Origin of the sequence: Microbacterium sp. 1154, from assembly GCF_031455375.1 — a bacterium.
GTDB lineage: Bacteria > Actinomycetota > Actinomycetes > Actinomycetales > Microbacteriaceae > Microbacterium.
The window spans coordinates 1-19,445 of sequence record NZ_JAVDSN010000001.1 but is presented as its reverse complement, the minus strand read 5'-3'; the positions used below and the strand labels follow the sequence as shown (position 1 = coordinate 19,445).

General features: G+C 71.2%; 16 protein-coding genes. 6 read left to right on the top strand and 10 right to left on the bottom strand.

The window, feature by feature from the left end; genetic code table 11:
* Nucleotide 1: 1 nt before the first annotated feature.
* The 4 genes from J2X55_RS00080 to J2X55_RS00065 form a co-directional block, all read right to left on the bottom strand.
* On the bottom strand, nt 2-820 hold the full coding sequence (locus J2X55_RS00080) for a carbohydrate ABC transporter permease (protein ID WP_115917224.1): 819 nt from the start codon (nt 818-820) through the stop codon (nt 2-4).
* Nucleotides 817-1,788, bottom strand: coding sequence for a carbohydrate ABC transporter permease (locus J2X55_RS00075; RefSeq protein ID WP_115917226.1), 972 nt, complete (start codon nt 1,786-1,788; stop codon nt 817-819). Before J2X55_RS00075 ends, J2X55_RS00080 begins: the two co-directional genes overlap by 4 nt.
* A gap of 64 nt (nt 1,789-1,852) precedes the next feature.
* Nucleotides 1,853-3,103 (bottom strand): extracellular solute-binding protein, encoded by a 1,251-nt coding sequence (locus J2X55_RS00070; protein WP_309821314.1) that lies wholly within the window; start codon nt 3,101-3,103, stop codon nt 1,853-1,855.
* Between the two features lie 44 nt (nt 3,104-3,147).
* Nucleotides 3,148-4,170, bottom strand: a complete 1,023-nt coding sequence (locus J2X55_RS00065; RefSeq protein WP_309821312.1) for a LacI family DNA-binding transcriptional regulator — start codon at nt 4,168-4,170, stop codon at nt 3,148-3,150.
* 158 nt (nt 4,171-4,328) lie between these two features.
* On the opposite strand from J2X55_RS00065, the gene J2X55_RS00060 reads away from it, so the two are divergent.
* Nucleotides 4,329-6,092, top strand: coding sequence for an MGH1-like glycoside hydrolase domain-containing protein (locus J2X55_RS00060; RefSeq protein ID WP_309821310.1), 1,764 nt, complete (start codon nt 4,329-4,331; stop codon nt 6,090-6,092).
* 90 nt (nt 6,093-6,182) lie between these two features.
* Here J2X55_RS00060 and J2X55_RS00055 read toward each other — a convergent pair whose 3' ends face one another.
* Nucleotides 6,183-7,709, bottom strand: a complete 1,527-nt coding sequence (locus J2X55_RS00055; RefSeq protein WP_115917234.1) for a CitMHS family transporter — start codon at nt 7,707-7,709, stop codon at nt 6,183-6,185.
* 165 nt (nt 7,710-7,874) lie between these two features.
* Here J2X55_RS00055 and J2X55_RS00050 point away from each other — a divergent pair, with 165 nt between their 5' ends.
* Together J2X55_RS00050 and J2X55_RS00045 are read left to right on the top strand one after the other, a co-directional pair.
* On the top strand, nt 7,875-9,488 hold the full coding sequence (locus J2X55_RS00050) for an ATP-binding protein (protein ID WP_309821306.1): 1,614 nt from the start codon (nt 7,875-7,877) through the stop codon (nt 9,486-9,488).
* Nucleotides 9,485-10,135, top strand: a complete 651-nt coding sequence (locus J2X55_RS00045) for a response regulator (protein WP_115917236.1) — start codon at nt 9,485-9,487, stop codon at nt 10,133-10,135. The genes J2X55_RS00050 and J2X55_RS00045 overlap by 4 nt, the downstream gene beginning before the upstream one ends.
* Before the next feature lie 123 nt (nt 10,136-10,258).
* On the opposite strand, the gene J2X55_RS00040 is transcribed toward J2X55_RS00045, so the two are convergent.
* From J2X55_RS00040 to J2X55_RS00020, 5 genes are all read right to left on the bottom strand, one after another.
* Nucleotides 10,259-11,542, bottom strand: a complete 1,284-nt coding sequence (locus J2X55_RS00040; protein ID WP_309821303.1) for an alpha-amylase family glycosyl hydrolase — start codon at nt 11,540-11,542, stop codon at nt 10,259-10,261.
* A 108-nt stretch (nt 11,543-11,650) separates the two neighbouring features.
* Nucleotides 11,651-12,463, bottom strand: coding sequence for a galactosyltransferase-related protein (locus tag J2X55_RS00035; RefSeq protein WP_115917240.1), 813 nt, complete (start codon nt 12,461-12,463; stop codon nt 11,651-11,653).
* On the bottom strand, nt 12,460-13,464 hold the full coding sequence (locus J2X55_RS00030) for a hypothetical protein (RefSeq protein ID WP_309821301.1): 1,005 nt from the start codon (nt 13,462-13,464) through the stop codon (nt 12,460-12,462). Before J2X55_RS00030 ends, J2X55_RS00035 begins: the two co-directional genes overlap by 4 nt.
* Nucleotides 13,461-14,597 carry a glycosyltransferase gene (locus tag J2X55_RS00025; protein ID WP_181906416.1) on the bottom strand — a complete coding sequence of 379 codons (1,137 nt, stop codon included), beginning with the start codon at nt 14,595-14,597 and terminating at the stop codon, nt 13,461-13,463. The genes J2X55_RS00030 and J2X55_RS00025 overlap by 4 nt, the downstream gene beginning before the upstream one ends.
* A complete protein-coding gene (locus tag J2X55_RS00020; protein WP_309821298.1) occupies nt 14,594-15,709 on the bottom strand; it encodes a glycosyltransferase in 1,116 nt (371 codons plus the stop codon). The genes J2X55_RS00025 and J2X55_RS00020 overlap by 4 nt, the downstream gene beginning before the upstream one ends.
* A gap of 90 nt (nt 15,710-15,799) precedes the next feature.
* Between J2X55_RS00020 and J2X55_RS00015 the strand changes: the two genes are divergently transcribed.
* Genes J2X55_RS00015 through J2X55_RS00005 form a run of 3 tightly spaced genes read left to right on the top strand, consistent with a single transcriptional unit; the run spans nt 15,800 to nt 19,058 of the window.
* The gene (locus J2X55_RS00015; RefSeq protein WP_309821296.1) at nt 15,800-16,741 is read left to right on the top strand and encodes a WcbI family polysaccharide biosynthesis putative acetyltransferase; all 942 of its coding nucleotides are present in this window, start codon (nt 15,800-15,802) and stop codon (nt 16,739-16,741) included.
* Entirely contained in the window at nt 16,738-17,739 is a 1,002-nt protein-coding gene (locus tag J2X55_RS00010) for a glycosyltransferase (protein WP_309821293.1), read from the top strand. The genes J2X55_RS00015 and J2X55_RS00010 overlap by 4 nt, the downstream gene beginning before the upstream one ends.
* Nucleotides 17,736-19,058 (top strand): glycosyltransferase, encoded by a 1,323-nt coding sequence (locus J2X55_RS00005; RefSeq protein WP_309821291.1) that lies wholly within the window; start codon nt 17,736-17,738, stop codon nt 19,056-19,058. The genes J2X55_RS00010 and J2X55_RS00005 overlap by 4 nt, the downstream gene beginning before the upstream one ends.
* Nucleotides 19,059-19,445 lie beyond the last annotated feature (387 nt).

Sequence of the window (19,445 nt, the reverse complement as noted above, 5' to 3'; positions counted from 1 at the left end):
GTCAGTCCTTCACGGCGCCGGCGGTCACACCCGCGGCCACGTAGCGCTGGGCCACGACGAGCAGGATCGCCGCGGGAATGGATGCCACGGCGGCCGTCGCCATGATGGCGTTCCACTGCGTGGTGTTGTTGCCGATGTAGGAATAGATGCCGAGGGTGATCGGCTTCAGCGCCGAGTTGCGGGCCAGGGTCGAGGCGAAGATGAAGTCGGACCACGCCCAGAGGAACGCGAACAGCGCCACGGTGAGCACCGAGTTGCGGCTCAGGGGCAGCACGACCGACACGAATGTACGCCACGCCCCCGCGCCGTCGATGCGCGCCGCCTGCAGCAGCTCGCGAGGCAGCCCGCCCATGAACGCGGTGAACAACAGCACGGCGAAGGGCACCGCGACCGTGGAGTCGGCGAGGATGAGCCCCGGCACGCTGTTGAGCAGGCCGGCACGGGCGTAGATGGCGTAGAAGCCCATCGCCATGACGACGGCCGGGATCATCTGCGCCACCAGGAGCACGAAGTTCAGCGTGCGCCCGCCCCGCAGGTTGAGCAGGGCGATCGCGTAGGCGGCCGGTGCGGCGATGACGACGGTCAGGGCCACGCAGCCCAGGCCGATGAGAAGGCTCGTCCCGAGGTTGGGCAGCTGTTGTCCGAGCACCGCCGTGTATCCCTCGAGCGTCGGGTCGACGGGGAAGAGGTGCGGCGGGCTGAGGCGCAGATCGCTCGTCTTGGTGAACGAGACGTTCAGCATCCAGTAGACGGGGAAGAGCATGAGGGCGGTGAAGACGAGTCCGAGACCCGTCTTCCACCAGGCGCGGCGGACGGTCATGAGTTCTCCTGGCGACGCTGGGCCCGCAGGTACACGAACCCGAAGACGAGGGCGATGACGATGAGGATGTTGCCGACGGCGGCGGCGGGCGACAGGTCGGGTTGACCGGTGCCGAAGGCCTCCCGGTACGACCAGATGGCGAGGGTCGTGGTGGTGTCGGCGGGGCCGCCCCGGGTCATGATCCAGATGATGTCGACGACCTTGAGGGTGTAGACGAGGCCCAGCAGCAGAGTGATCGCCGAGACGGGCCGCAGCAACGGGAACGTGATGCTCCAGAACTGGCGCCACGACCCGGCGCCGTCGAGCGAGGCCGCTTCGTACAGGTCGCCGGGGATGTTCTGCAGACCCGAGTACAGGATGACGAGGTTGAACGGGATGCCGAGCCAGATGTTGGCGATGATCACGGCGGTCATCGCGGTGTCGGGGGAGGTGAGCCAGTTGATCGGCGCCGCACCCACGGCCCGCAGCACCGAGTTGATGATGCCGTTGTCGCTGTTCATCATCCACGACCAGGTCGACCCCGACACGATCAGCGGCAGCAGCCACGGGACGAGGAAGAGTCCGCGGAGCACCCCGCTGAGGGGGAAGTGGGAGCGGAAGAACACCGCGAGCCCGAGGCCGATGGCGTACTGGAAGACGAGCGAGACCGCCACGAACAGCGTCGTGTTGGTGAGGGCCGGCAGGAACGTCGGCGACGTGACGACGGCGATGTAGTTGTCGAGACCGACGAAGGCCGCATCGCCCTGGACGAAGGCGCGGACGGTGTAGTCGTGGATGCTCAGGTCGATGCTCCGCACGAGCGGCCACAGGTAGAAGACCAGGAGATAGATCACCAGCGGGGCGGCGAAGGCGGCCGCGACCCAGGGGGAGCCGCCGCGCCGAGCTCGCCTGCGCCGGGGATGGGGAACGGTCACCGACGCGGTGTCGTCGGCGACGTCCGCGCGCTCGCGCAGCACCGGGAAAGACATGGGATGCCTCTTTCGAAGGGGCGTCCGGGGAACGTCGCCGTTCCCCGGACGCCGGGGAGGGTCGTTACTTGGAGGTGGCGGCCTGCGCGGCCGTCTGCGCGGCGTCCAGAGCCTGCTGGGGCGTCTGCACACCGGAGAGGACGTTCTGCACGGCCGTCCACAGCTGTTCCGAGATGAGCGGATACTTGGTGCCGAGGTTGTCGCTCGTGCGACCCTTGGCATCCTGGACCGCCGACACCCAGGTCTTCAGGTCGGAGTGCTCGGTGAGCAGCTCCTTCTGGCCCTCCTCCGTCGGCGGGATGTAGTACGCGAAGGTGTCGGCCGTCTGCACGAAGCCCTCGGTCGTCGTCATGCAGTCGATGATCTTCCGCGTCGTCTCGTAGCGCGCGGTGTCCTTCTGCACCGGGGCGACGATGAACTCGCCGCCGGTCGGAGCGGGAGCGGCGCCGCCGTCCTTCGCGGGCAGCTGGATGACGCCCGTCTTGAACGGCGCCTTCGCGGCGCTGTTGACCTGCCACGTGCCGTTCTCGGCGAAGCCGAAGTCGCCGGTGAGGAACTCCTCCCACACGGTGTTCTGCGAGTTGGTGATCACCGAGTTGGGCGCGTACCCCTTGTCGACCCAGCCCTTCCACAGGCTCAGGGCCTCGACCGCCTGCGGCGACGAGAGGTCGGTGAGATCGGCGCCCGCGCCCCAGAACCACGGCAGGAACTGGAAGCTGCCTTCCTCGGTGTTGATGCCCGAGAACGAGATGCCCTTCTTGCCGGTCGCGGAGACCTTGGCCAGGGCCGCGTCGAGTGAGGCCCAGTCGGTGATCGACGACGGGTCGACGCCGGCCGCCGACAGCACATCGGCGTTGTAGTACAGCGCGAGGGTGTTCGCCCCGATCGGGATGCCGTACGTCTTGCCGTCGAGCTCACCGGCGGCCAGCAGGTTGGGCTCGATCTTCGAGGTGTCGAGGCCGAGCTCTTCGGTGGTGCTCAGCATGCCCGTGTCGGCGAGGGTGGAGACGGCGGGGTTGTCGATCAAGATGGTGTCGGGCGACGTGCCGTCCTGGGCCGACAACAGCGCCTGGTTCGTCAGTGCGGTGGTGTCGTAGGCCGTGCGCTGGATCGTGACGCCGGCCTGGGTGCCGCAGTCCTGGACGCGCTTCGCCCAGTCGGAGCCTTCGGCGTGCTGCGGGTACGGGTCCCACCAGGTGTACGTGCCGCTGGCGTCGCCGCTGGAGTTCGTGCCGCCGGAGCAGCCGGCCAGCGCGCCGACCGCGACGGTGGCGGTGGCGAGCACCGCGGTCAGACGCAGGACTTTCGTGTTCATTGTTCCTCCTCGAACATGCTCGGGTGAGAGCTGTGGTGATGCCTCTATCGGCGGTGTGGGGGTGCGGCGATGCTGCCGCGATCGTCGATCACGGGCGCGATCAGAGTGACGACGTGGGACTCCGTGGGCGCGGCCGAGCGCATACGGGAGACGAGGTGTTCGACGGCTCGCCGACCGAGGAGGTCGGCGGCACTGTCGATGGCGCTGAAGGGAAGGGAGAAGGTGCGGGCGAACTCGTCGGAGTACCGGCCGATGACGGAGATGTCGGACGGTGACGAGAGCCCGCGCGACGTGAGCACGGACGGGAGTGCGGCCGAGGCTGCTTCGTTGTTGAGCAGAAGCCCGGTCGCGCCGGGGTGCGCGTCGAGGACGGCGTGCAGTTCCCGCCCGATCTCGGGCTGGTGCGACGACCCGAAGATGTGGTGCAGGCGGATGCCGTGCTCCTCGGCGCGTGCGCGAGCGGCATCCGCAAGTCGCCACACGTAGGCGCCCCCGCGCTCGACGACGTGTTCGGGTTGCGATACCAAGGTCATCTCGCGGTGGCCCATCTCGTGCAGACGATCGACCATGAGGCGCCCGGCCGCGTCGAAGTCGAGATCGAAGGCGTCGATGCCGCGGGGGTCTCCCGGCAGCCCGAGGAGTGCGCCCGGTTGGCGGATCGCGCGCAGGGTGTCGAGGCGCTCGTCGAATTCCGCGACGTTCAGCAGCACGAAGCCATCGGCCATGCGCGAGGATGCGATACGGGTGAGGGCGCCCACACCGTCGCTCTCTGTGACCAGGAGCGTGTCGAAGCCGAGCTCGCGCGCACGGTCGGTGATCCCGAGGATGTATTGGAGCATGGCGGGGGCGAACTCGTCGTCGAAGAACTGGCCCAGAACGGCGATGACGTCGGTGCGCGAGGTCGCCAGCGCGCGGGCGCCGGCGTTGGGGATGTACCCGAGGTCGCGGACGGCGCGCTCGACGTTCTGGCGCACGGCGGGAGAGATCGTGCGTTTCCCGGAGAGCGCGTACGAGGCCGTGCTGCGGGAGACGCCGGCGGCTCGCGCCACGTCGCCGATGGTGACCATCAGCCGTCCTTTCCTGTCCGGGCCCCTGTGCCCTGCGGGTTCGATCGATGCTCGACCGCGTCTCCACATCGAGCGCTATTTCCGTTTGTCGAACCGCTTCGATTCGAACCGGTTCGAAAGTACAATGGCACCGCGAGAAGCGCAACAATCAATTCCCGATGACCCGGAGGCCCTCGATGGCGAGCCCCTTTCCCCCCTTCGATCTGCGTCAGATCCCCTTCAGCAGACGGGGCGCCTGGGTGAACCTGTCGCCCGTGGTGGGAGCGCATCGCACCGTGGACGACGTCCACCTCGTCTCGCACCGCACCGGGATGCACCCCGTGCTCTCCGTCGCGCCGCGGTCGACGACGGGCGGTTCCCCCGGGGGATGGGACGTCGGCGCCTCGGCGTCCGTCCTGCGCTGGACGCGGGATGCCGCGACGGTGGAGGCGGTCTTCGCCAGCCGGGACACCCTCCGCATCCGCGGTGACGCGGCCTCGGTACTGCGGTTGGGGGAGGCGGCAGCGGAGCTCACGCCGTTCACCGGGATCTACCTGTTCCGCGATCCCCGCGACGCGAGTGCCGTGTTCACGTCGTACGAGACGGGGTGCCGTTACCGGGTGACCGCTGTGCGCGGTCTTCTCCGGGTGGAGGGGGCCGAGAGCCTCGGCGCGGCCGTGCGGGCGGTGGAGATCGAAGCGTCCGACGGCGACGACGGATGGGAGGTCGCGATCGAGGAGTTCGAGACCTCACGCCCGCCGCTGGTGGTGTCGACGTCGTTCGACGACGACGTCGCAGAGGTGTCGGCGGAGTTCGCCGACTTCGCGCACAGGGTTGCCCCGTGGGCCGCGGATGAGTTCGTCCCGCCCGCGACACGTGACGCATCGGTGCTGGCCGCCTACGTCCTGTGGTCGGCGACGGTGGCCCCGGCGGGGTTCCTCACGCGCGAGAGCGTGCTGATGTCGAAGCACTGGATGGACAAGGTCTGGAGCTGGGACCACTGCTTCAACGCCCTCGCGCTGGCGTCGGCCGATCCCGCCCTGGCCCTCGACCAGTTCCTGGCGCCCTTCGATCATCAGGATGCCTCGGGCGCGCTGCCCGATTCGATCGCCCACTCCGAGAGGCTGTACAACTTCGTCAAACCCCCCATACACGGGTGGGCGCTCGCCCGACTCCGCGACGAGGGGGTCGTTCTCACCGATGCCGAGCGGCGTGATGTCTACGACAAGCTCGCGCGGTGGACGGGGTTCTGGCTCGACGAACGCCGCGTCCCCGGTCGCGCGTTGCCGCACTACCACCACGGCAACGACAGCGGGTGGGACAACGCGACCGTCTTCGATCGCACGAGGGTGGTGGAGTCCCCCGACCTCGCGGCGTTCCTGATCATCCAGCTCGACGAACTCGCGAACCTGGCGGCGGAGGTGGGCGAAGACGGCGCGGTCTGGCGGGTCGAGCGCGATCGGGTCGCGGCCGCCCTGCAGGAGCTGTGGCGGGGCGACGGGTTCGCGGCGCGCGGTGTCGACGACGGGCTCGATGCCTCTCGGACGAGCCTCCTTCCCCTTCTCGCCGTCACCGCGGCCGATCGCCTGCCCGCCGAGGTCGGAGCGGCACTCGCCGCCGGGGTCGAGGCGTTCCTCACGCCGTGGGGCCCGGCGACCGAGCTGCCCGATGGCCCGCACTACGAGAGCGACGGGTACTGGCGCGGACCCATCTGGGCGCCCTCGACCCTGCTCCTCGCCGACGGTCTGCGTCGCGCCGGTCACGCGGCGCTCGCCGATGACATCGGCGCGCGCTTCCGGCGCCTGTGCGAGAGCGGCGGCTTCGCCGAGAACTTCGATGCGCAGACGGGCGAAGGCCTGCGCGACCGCGCCTACACCTGGACCGCCGCGGCGTACCTCGTTTTCGTGCGTGACGCCGTGCGCCGCGGAGACGTCCTGTCGTAGAAGGGGCGGGCGATCCGCACGCTCCGGATCGCGTGAACCGAAAGGACCCCGGATGCCATGGCATCCGGGGTCCTCATCGACGGTGGGGACTCAGCCGAGAAGCGGCACCGCGCCCACGAGCACGCCGACGGCGAGCATGACGAGCGAGACGATCGTCGCGCGCCACAGCACCTTCTTGTGGTGGTCGCCGAGGTTGACGCCGGCGAGCGAGACGAGCAGCAGGATCGCGGGCACCAGGGGGCTCTGCAGGTGCACGGGCTGGCCGGTGATCGAGGCGCGGGCCATCTCGACCGGGGCGATGCCGTAGTTCGCCGCGCTCTCGGCGAGGACGGGCAGGATGCCGAAGTAGAACGCGTCGTTCGACATGAAGAACGTGAACGGGATCGACAGCACGCCGGTGATGACGGCGAGGAACGGACCCATCGACGAGGGGATGACCTCGGTGATCCACGACGCCATCGCCGTCACCATGCCGGTGCCGTTGAGCACGCCGACCAGGACGCCGGCGGCGAGCACCATCGACACGACCCCGACGATGCTGGGGGCGTGGGCGACGATCTCGTCGGTCTGCGAACGGAGCTTGGGGAAGTTCACGATGAGGGCGATCGCGGCTCCGACCATGAAGACGAACGCCAGCGGGAACAGGTCCAGGACCAGCAGCACCATGACCGCGGCCGTCAGAGCCAGGTTGAACCAGATGAGCTTCGGACGCAACGTCGCGCGGTTCGGGTCGAGCATGGTGTCGGCCATGGCGGTGTCGGCCGTGTCGACCAGCTGCGCCGCAGCGACGGCGTCGCGGCCACCGCGGACGGTGACGATGTTGCCGGTTCGCAGGGCGGCGACCGCGCCGGGCTTGGGCTCGGCGCCGCGGAACATCTTCGGGGCGCCCAGGCGACCGAACCCACCGGGGGCGTCGAGCTTGGTCGTGTCGACGCTCCCCGCCAGGCGCTTGCGCTCGGACAGGCCCAGGAACCAGGCGAAGGCGAGCGAGACGACCAGGCCGGCCAGCAGCGAGGGGATCATCGGCACGAAGACGTCGGTGGGCTGCAGGCCCAGCGCGGTGGCCGCGCGGACGGTCGGTCCGCCCCACGGGACGATGTTCATCGTGCCGTTCATCAGGCCCGCGACGCAGGTGAGCACGACGGGGCTCATGCCCAGGCGCAGGTAGAGGGGCAGCATCGCCGAGGTGGTGATGATGAAGGTCGTCGAGCCGTCGCCGTCGAGCGAGACGGCACCGGCGAGGATGGCCGTGCCGAGCACGATCTTGGCCGGGTCGTTGCCGAGCACGCGCGTGATCACGCGGATCAGCGGGTCGAACAGGCCGACGTCGATCATGATGCCGAAGTACATGATCGCGAACATCAGCAGGGCCGCGGTGGGCGCCATCTTGCTGATCGCATCGATCACCATGTCGCCGAGCCCCAGGCCGGCGCCGGCGATGAGACCGAAGACGGTGGGAACGACGATCAGGGCGACCATCGGGGTCATGCGCCGCGTCATGATCAGGGCCATGAACGACAGGACCATGAGGAAGCCGAGGGCCACGAGCACCCCGTCGGCGGGCGTGTAGGCCACCGGGTACTCGGCCGCGTCGGCCGCAAGGATCAGGGGGGTCATCGCGACTCCTTCGTCGTGACCGGCGCGGCTCTCGCGCTCGATCCGGTGACACTACGGGCGCCGGGCACGCCCGCGCGCTCTTGCTCGCATTGCAGACGGTTATGCGCGTACCGTGTGTTCTGCGCATTTCGCGCACGACGACGTGAGTCGAGGCGGGAGGGGCACATGCGGTTCGCCACGCGCATGCTGGTCGTACAGGTCGCCACGCAGGTGGCCGTCGTCGCCGTCTGCACCGCCGTCTTCGCCGCTCTCGGTGTGCAGCAGCTCAAGGCCGAGGCGGACTCGTCCGCCCTGAACATCGCCCGGTCCGTCGCCGAGGCCCCCGAGGTCCGCGACCTGGTCAAGACGTACTCGGCCGATCCCGGGACTCCGGATGCCGCGGGCCTGCGCGACGGCCTGCTGCAGCGCTACGCCACCGACGTCACGACCCGGACGGAGGGCCTGTTCGTCGTGATCACCGACGATCACGGCATCCGTCTCGCCCATCCCGATCCCGACCGCCTCGGAGAGGTCGTCAGCACGAGCTTCGCCGACGCGCTCGCCGGGCGCGAGGTGGTCACGTGGGAGACGGGAACGTTGGGAGAGTCCGCACGCGCCAAGGTGCCGATCTTCCCGCCCGGTGGGGGATCGCCGGTGGGGGAGGTGAGCGTCGGGTTCGAACGGGCGAGCGTCTTCGACGATCTTCCGGCCCTGGTCGGCGGGATCGCCGTCGCGGTCGCGCTCGCCGTGGCGATCGGTGCCGCCGTCGCCCTGCTCATGCGGCGCCGCCTCGAGCGGCTGACTCTGGGGGTTCAGCCCGAAGAACTCGTCGCGCTCGTCCAGACCCAGACCGCGGTGCTCGAAAGCGCCGATGAAGGGGTCGTCGCGCTCGACGACGCCGGCATCGTGCGGGTGTGCACGGCTGCCGCCGAACGTCTTCTCGGGGTGGCGGATGCCGTGGGCCGGCCCGTGCGCGACCTCGCACTGCCCGCGGCGGTCGCCGCCGCGCTGTCTGGTACCGGCGCGTCGACCGGGCTCCCGCTGGGCGACCGCGTGGTGTTCATCGACGTGCGCCCGGTGCGGCGCGGGGGCCGCACGTTCGGCCGCGTCGCGACGCTGCGCGACCGGACCGACGTCATGGCTCTGTCGGGGCGGCTCGACAGCGTCCGCGCGATGGGCGATGCCCTGCGCGTGCAGCGGCACGAGAACGCCAACCGGCTGCACGCGGCGGTGGGCCTGCTCGATGCCGGGCGCACGGAGGAAGCGCGCGCCTTCCTCGCTGATCTCGTGGACCGGGGCTCGGTCGACTGGGCGGTGCCCGGGATCGAGCACGTCGGCGACGCGATGCTCCAGTCGTTCCTCGGGGCGAAGGCCCTTTCGGCCCGCGAACGCGGGGTGACGCTGCGGGTGGCCGAGGACTCCTTCCTGGCGGCTCCGATCGACGAGGTCGAAGACGTGGTCGCCGTGCTCGGCAACCTGGTCGACAATGCGGTGGCGGCGGCGGCCTCGGCCTCCGCGCCGCGAGAAGTCGAGGTGGCGGTGCTCGGCGACGGCGATGCCGTCGTCATGACGGTGAGCGACACGGGCTCGGGTATCGCCGACGCCGAGGCGGCGTTCCTCCCGCGCGACAGGGGCGACGACCCCGCCGCGGTGCACGGGCTCGGCATCGGCCTGCCCCTGTCGCGTGAGTTCGCGCGCCGCCGGGGCGGCGAGGTGTGGGTCGTCGACCCGGGCGGCGACGGCCGGGGTGCCGTCGTGGCCGCCCGACTGCCCGGCGTGATCCGAGGAGAGAACCTATGACCGACATCCGCGTCCTCGTCGTCGACGATGACTTCCGCGTCGCGGGCCTGCACCGCGACGCCGTCGCCGCGCGTCCCGGGTTCGTCGCCCTCGAGCCGGCTCGTACCGTCGGCGAGGCCCGCGCGGCGCTCGCCGCGCACACCCCCGACCTCGTCCTCGCCGACGTCTACCTCCCGGACGGCGATGGGATCGAGCTCGTCCGCTCGGCCGGCGTCGACGCGTTCGTGCTGTCCGCGGCCACGGATGCGGCGACCGTCCGCCGTGCTCTCAGCGCGGGTGCGCTGGCCTTCCTCGTGAAGCCGTTCGACACCCGGGTGCTGGCGGAGCGCCTCGACCGATACGCGCGCTACCGCAACCTGCTCTCGAGCTCCCGGCCGCTCTCGCAAGACGACATCGACCGCGCGGCATCCGTCATGCGGGGCGAGCGCGAGGGCGCCTCGCTGGCACGATCAGCGACCGAGCAGACGGTCCTGGCCGCTCTGGGTGCCGACGAGGCCTCGGCCACCGAGGTCGCCGAGCGCATCGGCGTCTCGCGTGCGACGGCGCAGCGGCACCTCACCGCGCTCGCCGAGCGGGGGCTGGTGCAGGTGAGCCTGCGATACGGCTCGACCGGCCGCCCCGAGCACCGCTTCCGGGCCGGGGGATAGGCGTAACAGCGAGTCCCCCCGGGACCATGTCCCACTTCTGGCTGCCTGAGCGCCGCCCGAGCGACCCTTTTCGGGACACACCCCGTCGGAATCGGGACGCGGTTCGAACGGAGGCCGACGCGCTCAGGCCTCCAGCACCGCCCACCCGCGCGGCCCGAGCTCGATCCGCCCGTCCGTCGGTGCTCCCTCGCCGGCGACCACGGTCCGCCCGTCCGCGATCGGCAGCGACACGGTGTCATCGCCGATGTTGAGCGCCACGACCACGGCGTCGTCGCCCACCGCCGTCCGCAGGGCGAGAGCGGTGTTCGCGACCTCGACGATGTCGGTGTGCGCGCGCCACAGCCACGGCTTTCGCCGCCGCAGGGCGATCAGTGCCTGGTGCGCCCGCAGGATGCGCTCGTCGGGTTGCACCTCCGCGGGACGGGCGGGGAACTCCGGCCGCACGGCGTCGTCTCCGCCGAGGCGCTCCTCCTTCACCGCGGTCCATCCGAACTCGTCGCCGGCGTACACCGAGGGCGTGCCCGCGACGGTGAAGAGCACCGCGAGCGCGTGCGGCACGAGCTCGGCGCCGACCGCCGAGGCGATGCGCGTGACGTCGTGGTTGCCGACGAAGGTCTGCGGCGCGCAGGTCGCCAGCAGCTCATCGTGGCGCTCGATCGCGTGGCTGAGCTCGAACAGGTTGCCGTCGGTGATGCCGTGCCAGATGCCCTGCCAGAGCTCGTACTGCGTGAGCGAATCCATGGTCGACTCCCGCACGATGCTCGGCCCGTCGCCGTGGATCACCTCGCCGACGAACCACGCCTCGGGGAAGCGCTCGCGCACGCGCGGCAGCACCTCGGCCCAGAACCCGGCAGGCACCGCGTACGCGGCATCCAGTCTCCACCCGTCGATCCCGCGTTCGAGCCAGTGGCACATGACCTCGACCACGAGGTCCGCGGTCGCGGGGGAGGAGTGATCGAGCGCGACGAGCGCGTCGTGTCCCTCGAAGACGTCCGCCTCGAACCGACCGTCGATCCACTGCCCCCGGAAGAGGCGCGGTCCGTCCTCGGTCTGGTCGCGGAACGCCGGGTGCGCGCGGCCGACGTGGTTGAAGACGCCGTCGAGCAGGATCCGGATGCCACGGGCGCGAGCGGCCGAGACGAGTCGGTCGAAGTCGCCGTCGTCGCCGAGCCGCGGGTCGATGCGGAAGTGGTCGACGGTGTCGTAGCCGTGCGTCTCGGAGGCGAACACCGGTCCGAGCAGCAGGCCGTTCAGGCCCAGGTCGATGACGTGGTCGAGCCACGGCTCGAGGCGCTCCAGGCGATGTACCGGCTCGGCGTGCGGGCCCTCACCGTCGCGGATCGGGGCGCCGACGAACCCCAGCGGGTAGAGGTGCCACCAGAAGACGTGCTCGGGCCACGCGGGCATGGTTCTCCTCCGCCCGGCGGGTCGGCACCGGTGCTCTTCGACGCTATCCGGACGGGGTGGTCGGACTGTGGGGGTTGCGGGGCTCGTGCGCGCGCACGACGGAGCCCGTCAGGCCACCCGCACCCAGTCGGATCCGCGACGCTCGATCGCCCCCGCCGCCGCGAACGCCTCGAGCCACCCGCCCATCGGCCAGACGCCCCATCGCCGGTGGAACGTCGCACCGTTGCGGAGGATGTCGTCGAGGTGCTGCCACGGCGGAGAAGACACCGGATGCCACTGGTGGTACGCATCCGCCCCGCCCACCCAGACCATGTCGACGCCGTTCGCGCGCGCGGTCCAGGCGAGGTCGGTGTCTTCGGCGCCGTAGCCCTCGTAGCCGGAGTGGAACCCGCCGACACGGCCCCAGGTGGAGGGCGTGACGGCGAAGGACAGGGACCAGAACAGGTCGTACTCGTCCACGCTCGCCCGGCGTGTGCTCCCCGGCGCGAGAGCCGGGCGGGCGGGGTGGGGGCGGGTGAGGAAGGGCAGATCGGATGCCGTTTCCGGCCGCTGTACGGAACGAAGATAGGTGACCGGCCCGGACAGGACGGCGCCGGGGTGGCGTTCGGCCGCCGCGCGGTAGGCGGGCAGAAGGTCGGTGCCGGGCAGGCAGTCGACGTCGAGGAAGATCAGCAGGTCGGCGCCCGCCTCGACCGCCGCCACGGCAGCGCGATTGCGACCTTCGCCGACCCGGAGCCCGCGGGGTCCGGGCGGTACGTGCAGCGTGAGGGTGTCGGCATCCGGGGTCTCGGTCGGCGGCGTCTCGTCCAGCCAGACCTCGACGCGGACGATGTCGTCGGCCACCTCGGCGAGCACGCGCCGCTGGCGCTGCAGATGCTCGAGCCGGGCGCTCGAGGCCACGGTCAGCACCGCGGTCTTCACGGCTGTACCGCGTCGATCGCCGCGGCCATGCGCGCGGCCGCACCCTCGGTCCGCCAGCGCGACCAGTCGGGGTCGTCCGCCGCGGCGCGCTCGATGAGATTGACCAGGTCCGCCGCACCCGTGCGGCTGTGTGCCTGGCGGGCCAGACCCCAGCGCGCGAGCGCATTCGCGGTGTCGAGCTGCTCGTCGAACGGGCGGTCCTGGGCGATGACCACGGCGCGGGCACCCGCTGCCGCGAGGTCGGCCACGCTGTTCTGACCGGCCGCGCTGACGACGACGGTGCTGCGGGTCAGCAGCGGCCAAGGGTCGTCGATGCGAGAGGCGGCGTCGTGTCCCGCCGAGGTGACGTCCCATCCCCGCGCGCGCAGGCGACCGACAAGATCTTCGCGGACGCCGTCGTCGAGCACGCGACCCAGCAGCAGCACCGACCGCTCGTCACGAGGCATCGCGCGCTCTCGCCCGTCGAAGCGCGATATGCCGCCGGTCCACACCACGCGGTCGGCGCGGATGCCGAGGGCTTCAGCCGCGACGGCCCCGCGCGCCCAGGGAGCCAGGATGCCGTCCGCGAGGTCGTACGCGAGGGCGTGCGGCGCATCGGTCCGGGCCCCCGGCTGGGTCATCGCGAGGGTGCGCACCCCCAGCAACCGCGCGAACACCACGACCTCGACGCTCACGTCCACCACGAGAGCGGTGAGGGCGCGCACGGCGGCGGTCGACGCGATCAGAGCCAGACGGGCGCGATGCCCCGGGTGGTCGAGGGGAGCCCAGTGCAGGTGCCCGCGCACGGTGGGGTCGGCGTCTCGGGGATCGACGCGGGAGCCGTCCGCACGCGTGAAGACATCGGCATCCGGGGGCAGCTCGATCCAGTCCACGTGGGCGGCGAGTCCCGCGGGTCGCGGCATCGACGAGAAGGCGACGACGGGTGTGCGCAGGTGCGGCGTGACGGCGAGGAATCGCGCGACGTGACCGTAGCCGTGATGGTGGACGTACCAGCCGATCACCACGACACCGCCGGCACCCGCCGGGCGATGGCGGGCTGCGCGACGTGAGCGAGCACGCGCTCCACCTCGCGGTAGCGCTGCGCGAGGGAGTGCTGGTCCACGGCCGCCTGTCGCGTCCGCGCGCGGGAGAGCGGGTCGCGGACGCCCTCGGCCGCGAGCCCTGCGGCGGCCCGGGCGAGGGCCACCACGTCTCCCGGCATGACCGCGGCGGACCCCGGCATCCCGGCCAGCACCTCGGAGACTCCACCGATGTCGAAGGCCGCGACGGGAGTCCCCGTGGCGAGCGCTTCGGCGATGACGAGACCGAAGGGTTCCTCCCACATCGGCGTCACGAGCGCGACGGCGGAGGACCCGACCAGACGGCAGAGATCCGGCTGACGCAGCGGTCCGACGTAGCGGGCGTGCACACCCAGGCGCGGCACGATCTCCTGCTCGAAGTAATCGACGTCGCCGATGCGCCCGGCCAGCACGATGTGCGCCCCGGCTTCGCGCGCGGCCTCGATCGCGAGATGAGGAGCCTTCTCGGGGACGACCCGGCCGGACCACACCCACGACGGGCCGCCGGCGCCGTGCGTCCACTGGTCGGTGTCGATGCCGTTCGGGAAGACGAAGGCGTCCACGCCCTCGACCGACCAGGCGCGCGCGGTCGCCTGGCTCACGGCGAGGAAACGGTGAGAGGCATCGGCCACATCGGCGGCCGCCTCGAGCAGGGGTTGCAGCGGCGGCGTGTGCAGGGTCGTGATGACGGGGATGTCCGCCTCGACGTTCCAGCGGATCGGAGCCGGGTGCAGGCTGTGGTTGTCGACGACGTCGAAGAGGTGACGGTCGGCGATCAACCGGTCCCGGGCGGCGTCGAACGCCGCGTCGACGGCGTCGGCGTAGCCCAGCGGGTACTCGGTGTCGGAGGCGAGCTCCGGGCGCTTCCACGCGGGCGTCGGCAGGTGGAACTCGGGCACCTCGTCGAGGAAGTCGGAACCCTCGGCCGCGCAGAGCGTGACGTCGTGTCCGCGGGCTCGGAGCCAGCGCACCCGATCCCAGACGGTGGCTTCCAGCCCGCCCGCGTGCGGCTGCCGCAGCGGGTAGCGCGACGGTGCGACCACGAGAACGCGCAGCGGGCGCTGCCCGCGGATCACGCGGCCACCTCGGCGGCGAGCGCGCGACGGTAGACGGCGAGATGCGCGGCGCGGACGTCTTCCCGCTCCGCCGCGCGCTCGGTGCGACGGCGCCCCACCTCGGCCTCGCGCCGGTCCGAACCGGGGCGCGACCACGCCTCGTCGGTGGCATCCACGATGGCCCGGGTGAGCGACACCGGCTCACCCACGTCGAAGGTGTGGAAGTCTCCGGGGTGCTGGGCCGCGATGTGCCCGACCCGTGTGCCGATCACCGGTACGGCCAGGTCGTAACAGAGCTCCGCCCAACCCGACTGGGTGCCGTGCCGATACGGGAGCACGCACGCGTCGAGATCAGAGAGCCACGCGGCGAGTTCGTCGTCGTCGAGCCGGGGCCCGCGCTCGACGCGTACCCCGTCGGTTCCCGCGGAGAGCAGATCGATGGATGCCGCGGCGTCTTCGTCGCGCACCCGCTCGTTCATCCGCACGACCGCCTCGATGCGTGCGCCCTGGGCCCGGAGATCGGCGATGGCGCGCACGAGCGTGGCGGTGGTGCCGACACCGTCGATATTGGGGCGCAGGTCGCGCAGGTGCACGCCGATGCGGGTGACGTCGTGCGCCGATCCGGTCGGGCGCGGGTCGTCGCCGAGCAGGGTGGGGTGAGTGATCACGGTCGTGGCGCGGTGGGCGATCCCCTGCACCTCGGCGTCCGCCGTGTCTGTGAGGGTGATCAGCTCGTCCGCCGCCGCCGCCAGAACGGCGAGCGAGGCGCGGTGGGTGGCCTGCGTGTTCAGCTGCGGGTTCTCGAGGTCGTGAACCGTGTAGACCAGCGGCCGGCGCAGTCGTCGCAGCGTCGCGACGGTCTCCTCGAGCTCCATCGGGGTGTACGACTCGATCCCGAAATGCACGTGGACCAGGTCGAAGTTCTCGGCGTTCGCTTCGAGCCAGGCCGGCAACAGCACCTGCGGCGGCCACCACTGTCCGGCCGGGGCCCCCGGCGGGGGCGGATCGGCGAGAAGCCGGACGCCTTCGGGGTCCGTGATGGCGGTGACGTAGGGGTGGGCCGAGGGAACGGCGGCGACCCGGATCGGGGGGACGACGGTGACGACGATCTTCTCTCCTCCTCGTGATTGCATGCGTGACGGTGCGCGTACCGCATCGCCAAGCACATCGCAATGCAACGGGGCGGTTGGGACGACGATGACACCGACGGATACGTTCACATCATGGGTGCGGAGAAGGCGGGGGCTGTAAGCCTTGCGGACCACGGCGACGCGGTGATAGCACGACGTACGCATTACGCCGAGTTCTTCGGCGAAGCCCCCGTCCCCGACGGCTACGGCGTCGTGGTCGGCAACTGCCAGGCCGAGTCCCTGCGCCTGGTGATCTCCTCCGACCGCCTGCCGGCGATCCGCATCCCCGCCGTGCACGAACTCGACGCCGACGAGGTGTCGCGTCTGCATGCCCTGCTCAGCGGGGCGTCCTTCCTCGTGTCCCAGCCCATCCGCGACGACTACCGCGGTCTCCCGCTCGGCACCGCGCAGTTGCGGGCCTCGCTTCCCGTCGGCGCGCGCGTCGTCCTCGTTCCCGCCGTGCGGTTCGCCGGACTGCACCCCTTCCAGGCGGTGCTGCGGCTGCCGGCGTTCCCCGAGGACCCGCCTCTCGTCGCCTACCACGACGTCCGCACGGTCGCTGAGGCCGCGGGGCTGCGCGTCCCCGCCCACCTTCCCTCCGCAGCGGTGCACGCCGTGGCCGACGCCTCGGTCGCGGAGCTGCGGCGCCGCGAAGCCCTCGGCCTCGACGTCGCGGCATCCGATCTCTTCGCCCCCGTGGTCGAGGATCTCGCCCGCACGGTCAATCACCCCGGAAACGCGCTGTTCCTGCCCCTGGGCGAGCGGATCGCCGCGGCCCTCGGCGCTCCCGGACACGTCGTCGACCCCGGTCGTCCGATCCTCGCCTCGGTGCGCGCGCCCCTCGAGTCGTGGGTGGTCGATGCCTGGGATCTCGACGCCGAGCCGCGCCCCGACTGGAGCGTCGGTGGAGAAACACTCCGCGCCGACGCCGTCCGCGAGGCCCATCTGGCCTATTACGCGAAACGTCCCGCCCTCCTCGCCGCCGTCGTCGACCGCATGGCCCCGCTGCTTCACACCTGGACCGCCGCCGCATGACGACGAAGACCGAGATTCCGGATGCCGCCCTCCCGGTGCTCCTCGTCCACCCGGGCCCGCACGGCGTCGCCGTCTACGCCCGGCAGATCGCGGCCGAGGTCGCCGCGGTCGACCCCCGCGCGCGCATCTCGACCGTCGGCGCGCCCGCCGGTCCGGCCGAGGGAGTGCCGGTGCACGTCCACGTCACCGATCGTCTGTGGGCAGACTCCCCCGAGGAGGCGACCCGCACCCTCACAGACCTCGCCGCCCGGCATCCGCTCACCGTGACTCTGCACGACGTGCCGCAGGAATCCGACGGGGAACGCAATCGCCCGCGGCGTCGAGCGTTCTATCGAGCCGTTACCGCGGCGTCCCGCGGGGTCGTCGTCAACAGCGCGCACGAGCGCGAGCTGCTCCGAGAAGAGGGGGTGTTCAGCGGTCCGGTCGCCGTCGTGCCCCTCCCGGTCGCCTCCTCGGCGGTCGCGCTCGACGCACCCGTGGCAGACGGGTCCGTCGGCGTGCTCGGGTACTTCTACCCCGGTAAGGGTCACGACGAAGCGCTCGACGCGGCCGCCGCCGCGGGGATGACGAGACTGACCGTTCTCGGACGCGCATCGGACGGCCATGCCGCCGACCTCGACGCCTTCGTGCGCCGCGCCGACGTCCTCGGGGTCGCGGTCGAGGTGACCGGATGGCTCGACGACGCCGAGATGGCCGACCGCGTCCGGCGCATCGCCGTGCCCGTGATCGCGCACCGGCATGTCTCGGCATCCGGCTCCCTCGCCTCCTGGATCGGGTGGGGGCGCCGCCCCCTCGCCGTCCGCAACCGCTACAACGACGAGATGGCCGCCCTGCGGCCCGGCACCGTGACGCTCGTCGAGCCGGCCGCCCTCGCGGCGGCGGTGTCGTCCGCCCGCGACGACACCGCCTCGACCTGGCACGGTCAACATCCCGTGCCGTTCGGTCGCGCCGATGCGGCGCGCGCGTACCTCGACTGGTGGAGCGAGGTCGTCTCATGACCGCGGACACCCCCTGGAACGACCGGATGCCATGGGTTCCCGGCAACCGCTGGGACCTCGTCGCGCACCTCGAGCCCGATGCCCCGCGCGTGAGCGTCATCGTCACGCACTACGCGCAGCCGAGAGAACTCGCCCGTACGTTGGCGGCGCTGCGCCGCCAGGATCACCCGCACGACCGCCTCGAGATCATCGTCGCCGACGACGGTTCGCCCGAGCCGCCGGTGGTGCCGGAGGGCGTGCTGCTCGTGCGGCAGGAGGACCGCGGGTTCCGAGCGGCCGCGGCGCGCAACCTGGGTGCCGCCGCCGCCTCGGGCGACGTGCTCTGCTTTCTCGACGCCGACACGAGCCCCGAACCCGAGTACGTGCGGCGGATCGCGCGCCTGCCCGCTCTTCTGCGGGAAGCCGTGACGGTGGGACGCCGCCGCCACGCGGACTTCGCGGGTGTCCCCGCAGATGCGCCCGTCGAGAAGTACGGTCCCGCACACGAGCTCACCGAGCCCGCGTGGCTTCGAGAGGCGTATGAGCGCAGCCGCAACCTCCTGCAGGCCGACGACCGTTCTTATCGGTATGTCATCAGCGCCGTGGTCGCCTGCTCGCGCGCCTTCTTCGACGAGGTCGGTGGCTTCGACGAATCCTTCTCGTCCTACGGGGGCGAGGACTGGGAGTGGGCGCACCGATGCTGGCAGTCCGGTGCCGTCCTCGCTCACGTCCCGGATGCCGTCGCCTGGCACGACGGCCCGGACTGGGCGGGCCGCGGGGACTCGGAGCGCGAGGCCGAGGGAAACCGGCAGGCGATTCACCTGGCCACGAAGATCCCCGTGGACGGATCGGCCGGACGCGGCCTCCTCCCCACGACGCCCGACATCGAGGTCCGCGTCCCCGTGACGACGGCATCGGCCGCTTTCGTCTGCGCCGACTCGATCCTCGCGGCGCTGCCGCGAGCCACCGTCGTGATGGACCCGGTTCCGGACGAGCCCGCGCTGCGCGCCGACCCGCGCATCCGCTCCGCACGTACGGCAGATGCGCGCGTGATCCTCACGCTGGAGCAGCCGGTGGTCGTTCTGCGTCCCGACGAGCTGAGGGATGCCCTCGCCGTCCTGGGAGAGAGCGGCGTGGGGAGCGTCCATCTCCATTCGTCCGCGGGAGTGCTCCTCGGCTCGGCGACGAGCCGCCGAGCACGCGAGAGAAGCAGGCGCTGGGGCACCACGTCCGGGCACAGCGAGAAGACCCGCACCCTCGAGGGGATGCACGCCCTGCGAGACGAGCCGTCGGTCGAGGCGTGGCTCGGCGCGTGGGGCGGACCACCTCGGTTCACCTGAGTGCCTCACTTCCGCGGAAAGACGCGGAATCAGCCGCGCGACACGCCCGGGATGTGGATGAGTTCGCTCCCACCCGGGGGTGCACGTAAGCTCTTACATGTTCGCCCCACAGGGGAGAGCGGAGCGGCCGAAGGGCCCCGCGTCCTCTCAAGCGGTGAACCACCCCCAACACCAGCACTTGAGAGTTTTACCTCTCTGGTCTACAGTTGGGATCCCGCCACTCGGCACACATCCTCAGTTCGACAGCTTCTTTTCGGAGCTCAACCGTGCTGCGGTCGCCGGGTCTGCGGAACAAATGAAGTGAACTGCCTCACGGGTAGGTCGAGAGATCGTTTCTGTGGGTGCGTCCGTTCCTTGAGAACTCAACAGCGTGCACTTGTCAAATGC

Coding starts and splice junctions, on each gene's coding strand:
- J2X55_RS00080 (WP_115917224.1), bottom strand. CDS start 820: ATGACCGTCCGCCGCGCCTGGTGGAAGACGGGTCTCGGACTCGTCTTC.
- J2X55_RS00075 (WP_115917226.1), bottom strand. CDS start 1,788: ATGTCTTTCCCGGTGCTGCGCGAGCGCGCGGACGTCGCCGACGACACC.
- J2X55_RS00070 (WP_309821314.1), bottom strand. CDS start 3,103: ATGAACACGAAAGTCCTGCGTCTGACCGCGGTGCTCGCCACCGCCACC.
- J2X55_RS00065 (WP_309821312.1), bottom strand. CDS start 4,170: ATGGTCACCATCGGCGACGTGGCGCGAGCCGCCGGCGTCTCCCGCAGC.
- J2X55_RS00060 (WP_309821310.1), top strand. CDS start 4,329: ATGACCCGGAGGCCCTCGATGGCGAGCCCCTTTCCCCCCTTCGATCTG.
- J2X55_RS00055 (WP_115917234.1), bottom strand. CDS start 7,709: ATGACCCCCCTGATCCTTGCGGCCGACGCGGCCGAGTACCCGGTGGCC.
- J2X55_RS00050 (WP_309821306.1), top strand. CDS start 7,875: ATGCGGTTCGCCACGCGCATGCTGGTCGTACAGGTCGCCACGCAGGTG.
- J2X55_RS00045 (WP_115917236.1), top strand. CDS start 9,485: ATGACCGACATCCGCGTCCTCGTCGTCGACGATGACTTCCGCGTCGCG.
- J2X55_RS00040 (WP_309821303.1), bottom strand. CDS start 11,542: ATGCCCGCGTGGCCCGAGCACGTCTTCTGGTGGCACCTCTACCCGCTG.
- J2X55_RS00020 (WP_309821298.1), bottom strand. CDS start 15,709: ATGCAATCACGAGGAGGAGAGAAGATCGTCGTCACCGTCGTCCCCCCG.
- J2X55_RS00015 (WP_309821296.1), top strand. CDS start 15,800: ATGGGTGCGGAGAAGGCGGGGGCTGTAAGCCTTGCGGACCACGGCGAC.
- J2X55_RS00010 (WP_309821293.1), top strand. CDS start 16,738: ATGACGACGAAGACCGAGATTCCGGATGCCGCCCTCCCGGTGCTCCTC.
- J2X55_RS00005 (WP_309821291.1), top strand. CDS start 17,736: ATGACCGCGGACACCCCCTGGAACGACCGGATGCCATGGGTTCCCGGC.